Origin of the sequence: Pontibacterium granulatum (assembly GCF_029961155.1) — a bacterium.
GTDB classification, from domain to species: domain Bacteria; phylum Pseudomonadota; class Gammaproteobacteria; order Pseudomonadales; family Balneatricaceae; genus Pontibacterium; species Pontibacterium granulatum.
The window spans coordinates 20469-33259 of sequence record NZ_JASBRH010000005.1 but is presented as its reverse complement, the minus strand read 5'-3'; the positions used below and the strand labels follow the sequence as shown (position 1 = coordinate 33259).

At 53.6% G+C, this 12791-nt stretch carries 14 protein-coding genes and 1 riboswitch; of the genes, 3 read left to right on the top strand and 11 right to left on the bottom strand.

The window, feature by feature from the left end:
- Positions 1–2: 2 nt before the first annotated feature.
- From QKW35_RS06260 to QKW35_RS06225, 8 genes are read right to left on the bottom strand one after another with little or no spacing between them, the layout of a single operon-like run.
- Entirely contained in the window at positions 3–1340 is a 1338-nt protein-coding gene (locus tag QKW35_RS06260; RefSeq protein ID WP_282351546.1) for a cobyrinic acid a,c-diamide synthase CobB, read from the bottom strand.
- Positions 1340–1930, bottom strand: coding sequence for a cob(I)yrinic acid a,c-diamide adenosyltransferase (gene cobO / locus QKW35_RS06255; RefSeq protein WP_425607991.1), 591 nt, complete (start codon positions 1928–1930; stop codon positions 1340–1342). Before cobO ends, QKW35_RS06260 begins: the two co-directional genes overlap by 1 nt.
- Positions 1931–1946: 16 nt before the next feature.
- Positions 1947–3671, bottom strand: coding sequence for an ATP-binding protein (locus QKW35_RS06250; RefSeq protein ID WP_282351544.1), 1725 nt, complete (start codon positions 3669–3671; stop codon positions 1947–1949).
- A complete protein-coding gene (locus tag QKW35_RS06245) occupies positions 3671–4369 on the bottom strand; it encodes an energy-coupling factor ABC transporter ATP-binding protein (protein ID WP_282351541.1) in 699 nt (232 codons plus the stop codon). Before QKW35_RS06245 ends, QKW35_RS06250 begins: the two co-directional genes overlap by 1 nt.
- Positions 4366–5148: a cobalt ECF transporter T component CbiQ gene (gene cbiQ / locus QKW35_RS06240; RefSeq protein ID WP_282351538.1), complete on the bottom strand. Its 783-nt coding sequence runs from the start codon at positions 5146–5148 to the stop codon at positions 4366–4368. Before cbiQ ends, QKW35_RS06245 begins: the two co-directional genes overlap by 4 nt.
- Positions 5132–5725 (bottom strand): hypothetical protein, encoded by a 594-nt coding sequence (locus QKW35_RS06235; RefSeq protein WP_282351534.1) that lies wholly within the window; start codon positions 5723–5725, stop codon positions 5132–5134. The genes cbiQ and QKW35_RS06235 overlap by 17 nt, the downstream gene beginning before the upstream one ends.
- On the bottom strand, positions 5718–6338 hold the full coding sequence (gene cbiM, locus QKW35_RS06230; protein WP_282351532.1) for a cobalt transporter CbiM: 621 nt from the start codon (positions 6336–6338) through the stop codon (positions 5718–5720). Before cbiM ends, QKW35_RS06235 begins: the two co-directional genes overlap by 8 nt.
- Before the next feature lie 13 nt (positions 6339–6351).
- On the bottom strand, positions 6352–7152 hold the full coding sequence (locus tag QKW35_RS06225) for a DUF4198 domain-containing protein (protein WP_282351530.1): 801 nt from the start codon (positions 7150–7152) through the stop codon (positions 6352–6354).
- A 103-nt stretch (positions 7153–7255) separates the two neighbouring features.
- Positions 7256–7474: riboswitch (cobalamin riboswitch) on the bottom strand.
- Between the two features lie 188 nt (positions 7475–7662).
- On the opposite strand from QKW35_RS06225, the gene QKW35_RS06220 reads away from it, so the two are divergent.
- A complete protein-coding gene (locus QKW35_RS06220; RefSeq protein ID WP_282351528.1) occupies positions 7663–8268 on the top strand; it encodes a Yip1 family protein in 606 nt (201 codons plus the stop codon).
- Between the two features lie 153 nt (positions 8269–8421).
- Here QKW35_RS06220 and QKW35_RS06215 read toward each other — a convergent pair whose 3' ends face one another.
- Positions 8422–8730, bottom strand: coding sequence for an ArsR/SmtB family transcription factor (locus QKW35_RS06215; RefSeq protein WP_282351526.1), 309 nt, complete (start codon positions 8728–8730; stop codon positions 8422–8424).
- Positions 8731–8883: 153 nt separating this feature from the next.
- Between QKW35_RS06215 and QKW35_RS06210 the strand changes: the two genes are divergently transcribed.
- Positions 8884–9456: an NnrU family protein gene (locus QKW35_RS06210; RefSeq protein ID WP_282351523.1), complete on the top strand. Its 573-nt coding sequence runs from the start codon at positions 8884–8886 to the stop codon at positions 9454–9456.
- Between the two features lie 28 nt (positions 9457–9484).
- Here the strand turns inward: QKW35_RS06210 and QKW35_RS06205 are convergent, their stop codons facing one another.
- Positions 9485–10561: a hypothetical protein gene (locus QKW35_RS06205; protein WP_282351521.1), complete on the bottom strand. Its 1077-nt coding sequence runs from the start codon at positions 10559–10561 to the stop codon at positions 9485–9487.
- Positions 10562–10942: 381 nt separating this feature from the next.
- Here QKW35_RS06205 and QKW35_RS06200 point away from each other — a divergent pair, with 381 nt between their 5' ends.
- Positions 10943–12142 (top strand): MFS transporter, encoded by a 1200-nt coding sequence (locus tag QKW35_RS06200; protein ID WP_282351519.1) that lies wholly within the window; start codon positions 10943–10945, stop codon positions 12140–12142.
- Between the two features lie 59 nt (positions 12143–12201).
- Here QKW35_RS06200 and QKW35_RS06195 read toward each other — a convergent pair whose 3' ends face one another.
- On the bottom strand, positions 12202–12531 hold the full coding sequence (locus tag QKW35_RS06195) for a hypothetical protein (protein ID WP_282351517.1): 330 nt from the start codon (positions 12529–12531) through the stop codon (positions 12202–12204).
- Positions 12532–12791 lie beyond the last annotated feature (260 nt).

The following is a 12791-nucleotide window of genomic DNA, read 5'->3' as shown; positions in this document are numbered from 1 at the left end:
ATCTATTCGGTGTGCGCTCCACATTTCTCAAACTGCCCACTGAAAATCGCTGCAATCGCTGCTGGATTGGATGGGAAAAACAGGTGCAGGTAACTGGCGGTTACACTGCCGTCACGGAAGATCGGTTCCCCGGGGGCGGGGTGGCGTTGACGTTTGCCATGAGCAATCGGTTCGTCCATAGCAAAGCAACGGGAACGGTGGTGGGCATGGGCACGGACGTCACCTTCCGGCAGTTGCGCTGTCTGCATACCCTGACAGCCACGTTTGCCGCGCATCGCACCATGACCGGTCAACAAACCGACCATCGGGTATTGCTGCTCTTCCAGGTCGGTCAGCGTCTGCAGGCAGTACAGAAATCCGCCGCACTCCGCCAATACCGGTTTCCCCTGTCGATGGAACGCCTGGATCGCCTCCAGCATCGGCTTATTGCTGCTCAGATGCGCCGCATGCAGTTCCGGATATCCGCCCGGTAACCAGAGCGCGTCCACATCCGGCAATTCAGAATCGGTGAGGGGCGAAAAAAAGTGATACTCAGCACCCATTTCGGTTAGCAGGCGCAGGTTGGCGTCATAGATAAAGCTGAACGCGGCATCTTTAGCTACGCCGATCCGTTTGCCACTTAGTAGCGGCTCAGCTGGTTTAACCTCTGCGCTGGCAAACTCCACCTCGGATGGCAACTCAGTGATCGCATTTCCGTCAATCCACTCAGCTCCTCGGTTGAAGCGCAGTTCCAGCTCTTCGCGCACCTCGTCCGCTTGGACCAGGCCCAGGTGACGCTCGGGCAGTGCCACATCAGGATCACGTGGTAAGGTCGCCAGCAACGGTAATTCTGGCGGCAACGCATCGCGTATCAGCTGAGCATGACGTTCGGTACCGCAGCTGTTAGCAATCAGACCGGCCACGGTAATGTCATCACGGAAGTTGGCCAGACCCAACGCAACCGCTGCGGCAGTCTGCGCCATCCCTTTTACATCCATCACAATCGCCATCGGGATGCTAAAGCGCGCGGCCAGATCGGCGCTGGACGGTTCACCGTCGAACATCCCCATCACACCTTCAACCAGGATCAGGTCGGCTTCCAAGGCGGCTTCGTACAGTTTCTGCTGGCAGTAGGCCTCACCGGCCATCCACATATCCAGTTGCTCGACCGGTTCCCCGGAAGCTTGCGCCAGAATCTGCGGATCGAGATAGTCGGGACCGGTCTTAAAGACACGTACCACCTTACCCTGCTGGCGAAAGTTACGCGCCAGTGCAGCGGTAATGGTGGTTTTACCGGCACCGGAACTGGGTGCGGCCAGAAACAACGCCGGGCAGCGGGCGGATTGCGGTTGGTCTGCCATCAGTATTCGATCCCCGCCTGTGCTTTCACACCTTTACGGAACGCGTGTCCTTCGTCACGGATGCTGCTGATGGTATCGGCGATCTCCACCAAGCCATCCGGCATAACACGACCGGTGATGATTACATGCTGCATCGTTGGGCGTGCCTGCAGCGCTTGCAGTACCGGTTCCAGCGCCAGGTACTTGTACTTAAACATGTAGCTCATTTCGTCAAACACCACGATGCCATACTGATCATCCTGCAGGATCTCTTGCGCCTTCGCCCAGGCCTTCTCCGCTGCTTCAGTGTCCCGGTCACGGTCCTGGGTTTCCCAGGTAAAACCGTGCCCCATCACGTACCAATCGATCTGCGGATGATCCTTAAACAGCTTGTATTCACCTGTTTCCAGGCGTCCTTTGCTGAACTGAACGACCGCAGCGCGCTGTCCATGCCCAACTGCACGTGCCATGGTGCCAAACGCGGAACTGCTTTTACCTTTGCCGTTGCCTTTCAGCAGGATCAGCACGCCACGCTCCTCGGTCGCCTTGGCGATTCGTGCGTCGATCACTTCCTTCTTACGCGCCATCCGTTCTTGATGGGTCATCGTCATATTCGTTGCTCCTGGATCATACGGCCGGTAGCGGCAGGTATTGCGCATTGAGTTCTACAGCCAGTTGCGCACCACGCCCACGTTTAACTGCACTTTGTTCGATGTCGATCAGCACGGTTTCTCCGGGTAGCGCAACATCATCAAGATGGGCGCTGGTTCGACCATCGGTGATGATGTAGGTACGAATCTTTAGTGCCGGGTTTTGTCTGGTCGCTTTGCTCAAGTAGCTTTGCACCTGTTCCAGCGCAGCACGCATCGGTGTTCCACCTCCCGCTGGCAGGCTGTCTAGCCAGTTCTTCAGCTCTTTTGGCGCCCGTACTTTTGGCAGCAGGTTCTCGACCTGGCCGTTACCAAAACCAAAAATCGACAACTGCTCACGTTGCAGATATGCCTGCTCAGCAATTTTCAGTACAGCAGCTTTTCCCATTGATTCAGGCCCCTGTGTCAGCGTAGAAGCCGAGGTATCCAATAGCACCAGATGAAGGAAAGACTGACCTGCACGGACTTTCTGGAATTTCAGCGCTTTTGGTGGCCAGATACCGGTGTTGGCGACCAGAGTGGTGAACCAGTGAGGTTTGTGGCTATCTCTAGCACTGCGATGATTGCCCTTCGCTGCCTGCCCCGGCGTGCGCCCTGCCAGATCGGAAACTACCTGATTCGCAGCCGCCAGGTTAGGGGAGTTAGTCGCGGTTGCGTCAAAAGAATCAAGCGCTCCACTTCGCTGTTGTTGCGGCGCCATACTGCCCCAGTCACCTTCCCGCTCACTTTTTGAGTTGTTTTGCTGCTTGGATTGCGGACGATGGCTAGCTTCTGGCCGCTTAAAACCACCTTGTGGAGGTGACGGCGGCGCTGGCGGCCTTGGATTATTCTCCACAGGCGATTTACGCCGATGAGCCAACACCAGGGATTCGACCGCATCGATATCGTGGGTTGTTACCTGGTTGCGCCCCAACCACGCTGCATGAGCAAGTGCTGCTCGGCACCAAACAATATCTGCGCGCAGCCCATCAACCTGAGCAATGCTGCAGCGTTCGGCAATCTCCAGCCGTAAATCATCGTTGCAGACAACGTCTTTCAGACAAAGACGCGCATTACCTATCCTGTCGAGGAGTTCTCCCTGCTCATCAGCATACTGACCACAAAACCCTGCTGGATTACGATCAAAGTCTTCACGGGACTTCACAATCTCAACCCGTTCCTGCGGGCTGTATTGATTGTCCAACTCCACACAGAGCCCGAATCGGTCGTGCAGCTGGGGACGTAACTCCCCTTCTTCCGGATTCATGGTTCCGATCAGCAAGAAGCGAGCCGGGTGGCGGTGGCTGATACCGTCGCGCTCCACGCGGTTCACACCACTCGCAACAACATCTAAAAGCTGGTCGACCAGATGATCTGGCAGCAGATTGACTTCGTCCACATAGAGCACGCCCCCGTGCGCTTTGCTCAACAAGCCGGGACGAAACGCGACATTTTGATCGTCCAACACACGCTGCAAATCCAGCGTGCCCAGCAACATCTCTTCGCTGGTGCCCAGCGGCAGGGTAACGAATTCGGGCGCCTGTTCGGATTCCGTTACGGGCAATAGATCTGCGAGTCCCCGTGCCAGCGTGGATTTCGCTGACCCGCGAGGGCCGCTGATCACCACCCCGCCGATGGCCGGGTTTACAGCGGCAAGGATCAAGGCCAGTTTAAACTCATCCTGTCCGCTCACCGCAGAAAACGGAAAATGAAGCTCAGTCATTACGCGACCTCTGCATCAGTTATCACCGCTACACCTTGCTGGATAGACTCTTCAACCAGCGTGGCATCCGACAGACGAACCCGCCGGGTTTCCAGCTCTCTCAGGAACTCATCATCATGGGAAATAATGATCATCGCGTGGGGCAAGGATTTAAGTGTGTCCAACAAACGTCTGCGTGCCTCGGTGTCCAACGCATTGCTGGGTTCATCCAGCAACAGTACATCCGGTTTCATCGCCAGCACACAAGCCAAGGTGATCATCCGCTTTTCACCGCCCGAGAGTTGATGGGTCACACGCTCTTCGAAACCTTCCATTCCCAGAGATGCCAAAGTCTCCCTCGCGAGCTGCAACGCCTCATCGCGGGACTTACCCAGATTGAGCGGACCAAAGGCTACATCCTCCAACACAGTTGGACAGAACAGTTGGTCGTCGGGATCCTGAAACAGAAAGCCTGCCCGCGCGCGCACTTCAACGAACGCTTTCTCTTCGTTTCGCAACTGACCAAAAGCATGGACCTCACCGCCCTTAGCCTTCTTCAGACCTACCAGCAGATGCAAAAACGTGGTTTTACCCGCGCCATTGGCACCGGTTAGCGCGACTCGCTCACCCGGGTAAAGTGTGAAATCCACCTTGTCCAACACCACACCACGACGCGAGTACCGGTAAAACAGCTTGCGGGTTTCGATTAACGCCGTCATATAAAACTAAGTCCGGTTAACGCACCCAGAACCAGCGTGCAAAGTGGAATAAATACAAAGTCGGGCCGCGTCAGCACCATCTCATCCAACAGGTAGAAGCGTCCGTTATAACCACGGCATTTCATCGCATCCGCGATCCGCTCTGAACGTTCAAGTGAGCGCACCAGTAGCATCCCCACCAAATAACCAATTGAGCACCAGGTGTGGCGGTCGGAGCGCAGTACAAACGCCCGCGCCTGCATCGCCCGACGCATCCGTTTATATTCCTGACCGATCACGTCCAGATAACGCACGGTAAATAGCAGCAGGTGCACCAGTTTGTCCGGCACATGCAGTCGCGCAAGCGCATGCCCTAAGGTTGTGGCACTCATGGTTCCAACCAGCGACAGCAGACACAGCACAACCGCATTGGCTTTCAATGCAATCTGGAATGCATGCATCATCCCTTCTGTGCTTGCCGGAATCCCGGCCAGGGTAAACAGTGCTTCACCCGGCGTGGTAAAGGGCAGCATGATGACCAGAAAGATCATGAACATGTCCATCGCGACCACCCGGCGCAACGTGCGTTTGAAATTCAGATGAGCCAAACCCGCCAACAACAGCGCTGTACCCAACCCAGCCAACAACACACTGAACCGAGACGAGCTCACAACCACCAACGCAAACAGAAAGGCCACAATCACACGTACCCGCGGATCAATACGATCGATCGGCGACTGAGCGTGTTTCAGTCGCTGCCCCTTCCAGCTGGTACCGCTGTGCTCAAGAAACTGAGGCACGATTCTTTTCCTGCTTACGCTGACGCAGCCAGATTCCGAGTCCAACCAGACCAAAGATGTAACCGATACCGCCTAACACGTCCTGTAAGCTGGCTTTCTCTTTGTAAGCGGCCAACTCTTTACGCAAGGGTTTCACTTGTTTAGCCACGGCCTTCTCGATCATTTGCTCCAATGCCACCTGATCAACGCCTTTCATCGATGCGCTACTGGCTGCGACGCTCGACTTGGTGATCGGTGCAGAGCCACCTGGCAATGTCGCTGGCAACTCATCGGCTGGCAGCACTAACTCCAAAACATGCCCAGCACTCAGGTCTGCATAAAAGTAGTGGTCGATGCGTTTTGTCGCATCGAAGGCAAACAGCCCTTCATCTTCGATCACACTTTCACCGATCAGGTTACCGGTCGCGTTACGCACTTGGACCACGATGCCCGCTTTGGCCATATCGCCGTTGGAAAAGCCCACCTCACCTTCAATGGTGTTGCCAATTGCATAGACTCCGCCCACCACGTTGTGGCCAAACGCCGGAACGCTCAGGGCAGCGTTAAGGACCAACGCCAACAGAACGGAGTTACGCATCCTGCCAATCCTCAGAAATATTCAGGAATTCCGGTTTCACCTTGCGGATCAACAATACCGCGGCGGCCGTCACAAAACCCTCAACCAACATCACAGGGATATGGGCAATCAGTGTGGCTTTCGCTGCCAGCCAGAATGCTTCGCCGGACAAGGCGAGGCTTCCCGCAACCATAAATGTGGTGAGCGCAACGGCCCCGGCTCCACCCACTGCGCCCCAGATCCCGGCGATCTTAGGTGATGCAGCGGTGATACCGTGGCGACAGAGGTAAAACATGAGTACAGCGGGCAGCGCGATATTGAAAGTATTTACACCCAACACCAGAAAGCCACCAAACCCAAAAAACACTGCTTGTAACACCAAGGCAACCAGCAGTGCGGGAAAAGCGGCCCAGCCAAGGGCCAGGCCGATTAACCCGTTAAGAATCAGGTGTACACTGGAAAATCCCACCGGCAGGTGAATGTAGGACGCAACGAAAAATGCCGCCGAAAGCACACCTACCTGTGGCAGGTGGTCGTAATCCAGTTTTTTCAGGCCGTACGCGACGCCACCGGCGGCTAAAGCAGCACCGGAAGCCAGAACAAGTCCGGACAACGCTCCATCAACAATATGCATGGCTTACACCCTCTTATTTGATGGGATGGGCCTGAACCCAGATCACAGCATCCTGAGACAGTTCTTTGCCTTTATGCTTTTTCACCGGCCCCACCCCCAGAGCACAGAAGCCCCACTGGCCCGCCTTCGGAAGACCAAAGGTGAATGTACCGTTGGCATCGGCGTACATCGTCATAGTGACAAACGCGTCAGCAGGGGGGGTGACGGTCGGTGTTGAGTTGAATTTGTTACGCGCCAGATCAGGCTCGTAGTTGATGTACTCCACTTCGATCTCTGCAAACGGTACCGGTTTACCGTCGCTTTTCACCACACCGGTGAACGTGCCACCTTCGTAGATCGCATAGGGCTTAGTGAGGGGTACAATCTCGGCTTCCAGGCCAAACTCTTCGTTCCACTGAGTCGGCAGGCCGCCTACGTTAACGATGGTTTTGGTGATCTGCTGGATGTATTTATCTTCTGCCTTTTCAAGATATGGGGCCGCTTTGTAAACAAAGATGTTGTCGCCCAAACCACGCAAACGCGCCTCCGCTTCATAGGCGGGCCCCGTACTTTGCGCGCTGGACCAGTCAATCGCTTTCAGGGCTGGCAGCAGATCGGTCTTTTTGCCTTTGCGGATCTGGTAAAAAGCTTCGGGTTGATCAACAGACATCACATGTCCGCTGGCAGCAGGATGAGTGAACGGGGTTTTCAGGGTAATTTCACCCCCACGATCCAACAATAGATCCGGGGTATACACCATCTGAAAATGCGCATGCGCAGCACCTGCATACAGGCAACCGGCAGCAATTAGCGATACGCTAAGCTGTTTAAACACGAATATTCTCCGTCTGATAAAGCAAAAACAGGCGGAGTTGGGGAGGATAAGCAACAATTGTGCATCACTGCACTGACGCTCGGTGAAGCCCTCCGCAACACCTTGAACATTTCCCGATCGGGCTGGTATCCGGACTCATCGGTGAGCTTGTGCTCCATCGCTTCACCTTCCCATGCTTACGCACAGTGGCATCTGAAAACGACTTAACCGATCTACCGTTGCGGGGGCAGTGTCGGGATTAGCTCTTTATCATGAGCCGCACCGACTTCCCATTTAACACTCTGCTTAGAATCACAAAGTGACCAGATCTGGAGCGAACGATACTGACCGTATTGGACGCTGTCAATTGAGGGATCTTCTTATCTTTATGAATCAAATAGATATAGATGCGACCCAACATGAAACATCGTTAAATTGGGCAGATCTAATCCAGCTGGGCTGGTCGCACGTATGAATGCGGACTATTGTTGAGCTTATGATCAACAAAATATCGTTACGAGAGGTGCCATCATGACGATAAAAACAATGTCGGAGATCTTTTACCATCCCAGCATTGCCATGAAGCATATCCGGGATGAAAAACTCAAAGATTCAAACGAAGCGTTGATCACGCTAGCACTGCTAGCCCTGATCCCCCCAGTATCCCTACTGATTGGTACAACCCAGATTGGCTGGAGCCTGAGCCTGTCTGGAGACGCAGTACGCCTGAGCTTCGCCAGCGCACTGCTATCTGCAACAGCGTTTTACATTGCGCTCTGCATCTCACTGCTGGTGGTTGGCGTTGCCATTCACTGGATGGAACATACCTACGGCGGTGAAGCGTCACTGGAACGCTGTATGAACCTTACCCTCTACACTGCAACACCCTTACTGGTTGCCGGCCTTGCTGGTCTGTATCCAACGTTGTGGTTCTGTGTAGTTGCGGGTATGGTCGGGCTGATCTACAGCACCTACCTGCTCTTTACCGGTGTACCGGTGATTATGCGGATACCGGAAGAGCGAGGCTTCCTGTTCTGTATGTCAATACTGACGGTGGGGCTGGTGACCCTGGTTACACTGCGCGCACTCACCGTGTTCCTGTGGAACTCATTGATTCCGCTGATTTATTTGGGATAACAGGGTCTGGGATAAACGGATCTGAGGTAAGAAGACCCGGGATTTAGAAAATAGATTAACCGAGTTGCAGGAGGCTGGTCTGTCCGTCATATTCACGCTACCCCTACGGACCGGTCAGCCTCCCTGCCCTGAGCATCTCATTCAACGAACCGGCTACGTCTTTTCAGGTTCGGAGCATCCATTTACACAACACTCCTCTTTCAGATAGTCGATCAACTCATCCAGCTCGGTATATTGCGGTATGCAATAGAGGGTACGGCCTTCACGACGCTGGACCACCAGACCCACATTAATCAGACGCGTGATGTGGTGCGACAGAGTCGAGCCTGGCACATCCAACGCAGCCTGGATTTCACCAACCGGCACGCCCTGCTTTCCGCCTTTTACCAGATGGCGGAATATCGCCAGACGCGTCACATGGCCCAGCTCTGCCAGCCGCTTGGCTGCCGTTTCAATCTGCATCGTTTACGCTCCAAGTTAGAATTATTTCGATGTTACTGGAATCGATCCAACGACACAAAACCCGTACAGCAATCTGCAACCGAACTGTGAACTATCGCTGTTACAATGCATCTGTAGCTATCTCATGAGTAATTTAGGACAAGGATAACGATCATGGCTTTGCTGATTGTAGGACTACTGCTCTTTTTCGGCCCTCATATGGTTTCAGTGGTAAACCATGAGTGGCGTGACAGAAACGTACGGCGTATTGGTGAACTGGGCTGGAAAGCTGCGTATTCACTGGTTTCTCTGGTGGGTTTCTGGCTGATTATCAAAGGTTATGGCGAAGCGCGCCTGACCTCTGAATTTCTATACAATCCGCCTATTTGGATGAGCCATGTGGCGGCACTGCTGATGCTGCCGGTATTTATTCTGCTGATCGCAACCTACCTGCCGTGCCGCATTCAGCATATTGCTAAAAACCCGATGCTGGTTGCTACTAAACTGTGGGCACTCTCTCACCTGCTGGTGAACGGACGGGTTGCGGACATTATACTGTTTGGCAGCTTCCTGCTGTGGGCGGGATTGGTACGCTTCTCACTGAAAAACAGACCTAAGCGCCCGCTGCCACAACTGCCGGACAGCAAGCTTAACGACGTCATCGCCGTCGTGGTAGGGTTGGTGCTGTATGCGGTATTTGCGTTACACCTGCACGTAATTCTGATTGGCGTACGCCCGTTCGGCTGATCCAACGAAGGGGTGGCCAACGCTGCCCCTATCGCCTACGCCGATCGTTGTCTGTACGACGGTCGTTGTCTCCGCGACGCTCACCATCACTACGGCGATCGCTTTCGAATATGCTTCCCCTGATGGGTATCGTCAGCGATTTAATCTTTTCGTCATTGGTGCAAATAAACACGTTGCCACTGTAATTGCCGATCGGCGCTTTACCCGGAATCAATGCGACAGTCAGCCTGTACCGATCTCCGTCTGCCCCTCGCTCTGAAAGTATGTCGATATAATTTACATCGGTGCTGACGGTAATTTTGAAATCGCTACATCCCTTTTTATACACCATCAACGTCTGGGAAAACGCAGCGACTTTACGCGCGTCCAACGTGACAAATATAGGCAAGCGCCCCATATCCAGCGCCTCGGGCATCGCGTACACCCGCTCACGAATCCAGGTATTGGCGAGCAACTTCATACCTTTTTTGCCCTTTTTCCCTGTTAGCAGATAAACGGACTCACTCAACTTCTCTCCTGGTAACTCGCCCGATAGCGTGAGGGTGACTTCGTAATGCTGACCCGGAACCAGTGTTTCGACACTCATGTCAAAACGCTCACTGTCGTGCTGAATCCCGGAGATCAGAAGCGGTTTCGGACGATGGTTGATCACCTCTATTGTGGCTCGCTCCGTCTGCCCCAGATCAGTACCTACAAAGAAGGCGGGATGGGGTTTAAATTCCACAGCCGGAACAAAGTAGGCGTCGATGAAGTAGTCGGCGGGGTCCAATGCCTCGTAGAATGAGATCCGTACCTGGCCTTTGTAGTCACCGACAACCTGCTCATTGTCGACGGTAAGAATGAAGTGGCCCAAACCACCGGGATCAACAGTGCGGGTCAGGCAGCGAGCAACAAGTGGAGGGGTGAGCTGAACACTCTCAACATTAAGCTGGTGGTCGGTGGGGTTTTCAAAATACAGCATCCGCTCAAACGCTGCGCCCGGCATCACTTTGCCCAACGCAATGCGCTGATTGTTTTTGCCTACTGGCGGTTTTCCCGATCCGTGAGACCCTTTTTTACGAAATACAGTTGCCAGTATTAGGGACAGGTACTGTATGAGCATCATAGCGATCAGCCCCATAAGCGCCCCTTCAGGTGATTGACCAGAAGCTCATGAATTCCTACTGATATTTGAATACGAGCCCCTGGCTGTTTATACATGATGATTCATGCATACCTGAAAGCTAGTGTTAACCTGGTGACACAGTTGGAAGTATTTTGCTAAACCGTTGGATTTTCTTGCCGAGTTCCTGCAAAACTCCGACAATTTAACTGATAAACAATGACTTACACAGTGTGAATTTTTAAACCGATCACACGCTTCCAATTGAAGGCCCCTCATGTGTACAGTTTCCTTTACAACATCAATTTACCAGCGACGATATCACGCTGATTGTTTAGGCTAACCTTGTACATTACCTGACATTTTGCACAGGACTTCGCTTGCATGGACCGTTCTCTCAGTAATTACCGCCCCCCAACTCATGTCCTGCCACTGTTGGCACTGACCAGCCTCTTAGCAACGTCCGTCTGGTTTGCAGTGAATGCGGTTCTCCCGTCTCTCGCCCAGATGCTGGGTCAGGAACAGACACCTGCAGGTATCACAATCGCGGTACAACTGGGCTTTATTGTTGGAACCTTTGTCTTTGCTGCATTCGCCATCGCTGATCGCTTCCTCCCCAGCCGCGTATTTATGATCAGTGCACTACTGTCAGCCGGTGCCAACTACAGTGTGATCTGGCTTACCGAGAGCTACGAAGCCATTTTAATCGCGCGCTTTCTGGTCGGTTTCTTCCTGGCTGGCATCTATCCGGTGGGTATGAAGATCGCGGTTAGCTGGTATCCAAAGGGATTGGGATTAGCGCTGGGTTTTCTGGTAGGCGCATTGGTGCTGGGCACCGCATTTCCTCACTTTGTAAGGGCCCTGGGACAGGATTGGCCTTGGCAAGTCGTCATCCAGACAACGTCCGTCGCCTCTGTTTTAGGTGGCCTTATTATCTGGCTGTTACTGGGCGACGGCCCCAATCGCCCCGTTTCGGGGGAACTTCACCCGAAGGCACTTATGGATGCGTTTCGTTCACCTGACTTTCGCGCCTCAGCCTGCGGTTATTTTGGCCACATGTGGGAGCTATATACATTTTGGGCTTTCGTACCGGTGTGGTTGGTCGCGTATCAACAGTGGCATCAGGTGGATTCCCTCGCAATCTCCTTCTGGAGCTTCCTGATCATCGGGGCCGGCGCACTTGGCTGTGCGGGTGGTGGGCTGCTAACGCCACGTATCGGGCCTGCACCTGTTGCGGGGATCCAGCTCACTGTCTCTGGTCTTTGCTGTCTGCTGTCGCCTCTGATCTTTCTGCTGCCACTGGAAGCATTTCTGTTCGCCCTGCTGGTTTGGGGTATTACGGTTGCAGGCGATTCACCACAGTTTTCAGCATTGAACGCGGTGAACGCACCTAGCCATCTGGCTGGATCAGCCCTCACAATGGTGAACTGCATCGGATTCAGTATTTCGATTATCAGTCTGCAGGTGGTGGAGTGGTTTGCGACAAGCCTTGCGGATCAGTGGCTGTTTCTTCTGCTGCTACCCGGACCTGTGATTGGCATGCTGTACTTCCGCCCGGCCCTGATGAAAGAACTTACAGATTAACGCGCAACGGCGCAGTTGCTTTCCTCGCACTGCGCCTGTTGTAAGCAGTTTATGTGAACTTAGGTACATCCAGCGTCGTAGCGCTGCTCCTCCATATGCCGCTGCGCCTCTTCCTGCGCCACCGCTTTGCGCACGGTTTCGAGCTGGTCCAACTCATCATCCGTCAAGCAATCCATCGCTTCTTTCATCGCGACTTCCAGCAATTCACCGGCAATGCAATTGAGATCCTGATTATAAACCAACGCCATCGTTTTTAACTGATCGTACAATTCCGTTGGAATAGGTGCTTTTACACTTTTCACAGACGAGCTTGAGAGATCACAGTGCGGTCCGGCATCCTCGCCGCTGGCACGCAGTCTTTCCACCAGCTCGGTAATCTGGGTTTTCATAATGCCTCCTGATCGCTCCTGACGGGTTCAAGAGATATGACTACTTCTCTATTCAGGTATAGCAGTGCATCAGGCGAAGTGAAACCGACGACAGGAGCAGTAAATTGACATCCCACAATCAGCTATGCGCCTTATTGGCCAGTGCCGGTAGAACGGCGTCTCACTATAAGTTTATGTCGCACCACTGTAATCATCGTATTACCCACGTCATAGAATAGCGATGAAGGGCTTAATGACACTCTCAAAGCGAGAACTCATTG

What these genes read in the sequence shown, in the direction of transcription:
- QKW35_RS06245 (WP_282351541.1), bottom strand. Translation starts at nt 4,369, where the DNA reads ATGACGGCGTTAATCGAAACCCGCAAGCTGTTTTACCGGTACTCGCGT.
- QKW35_RS06235 (WP_282351534.1), bottom strand. Translation starts at nt 5,725, where the DNA reads ATGCGTAACTCCGTTCTGTTGGCGTTGGTCCTTAACGCTGCCCTGAGC.
- QKW35_RS06250 (WP_282351544.1), bottom strand. Translation starts at nt 3,671, where the DNA reads ATGACTGAGCTTCATTTTCCGTTTTCTGCGGTGAGCGGACAGGATGAG.
- QKW35_RS06260 (WP_282351546.1), bottom strand. Translation starts at nt 1,340, where the DNA reads ATGGCAGACCAACCGCAATCCGCCCGCTGCCCGGCGTTGTTTCTGGCC.
- QKW35_RS06195 (WP_282351517.1), bottom strand. Translation starts at nt 12,531, where the DNA reads ATGAAAACCCAGATTACCGAGCTGGTGGAAAGACTGCGTGCCAGCGGC.
- QKW35_RS06220 (WP_282351528.1), top strand. Translation starts at nt 7,663, where the DNA reads ATGACGATAAAAACAATGTCGGAGATCTTTTACCATCCCAGCATTGCC.
- cbiM (WP_282351532.1), bottom strand. Translation starts at nt 6,338, where the DNA reads ATGCATATTGTTGATGGAGCGTTGTCCGGACTTGTTCTGGCTTCCGGT.
- QKW35_RS06205 (WP_282351521.1), bottom strand. Translation starts at nt 10,561, where the DNA reads ATGATGCTCATACAGTACCTGTCCCTAATACTGGCAACTGTATTTCGT.
- QKW35_RS06215 (WP_282351526.1), bottom strand. Translation starts at nt 8,730, where the DNA reads ATGCAGATTGAAACGGCAGCCAAGCGGCTGGCAGAGCTGGGCCATGTG.
- cobO (WP_425607991.1), bottom strand. Translation starts at nt 1,930, where the DNA reads ATGACGATGACCCATCAAGAACGGATGGCGCGTAAGAAGGAAGTGATC.
- QKW35_RS06210 (WP_282351523.1), top strand. Translation starts at nt 8,884, where the DNA reads ATGGCTTTGCTGATTGTAGGACTACTGCTCTTTTTCGGCCCTCATATG.
- QKW35_RS06200 (WP_282351519.1), top strand. Translation starts at nt 10,943, where the DNA reads ATGGACCGTTCTCTCAGTAATTACCGCCCCCCAACTCATGTCCTGCCA.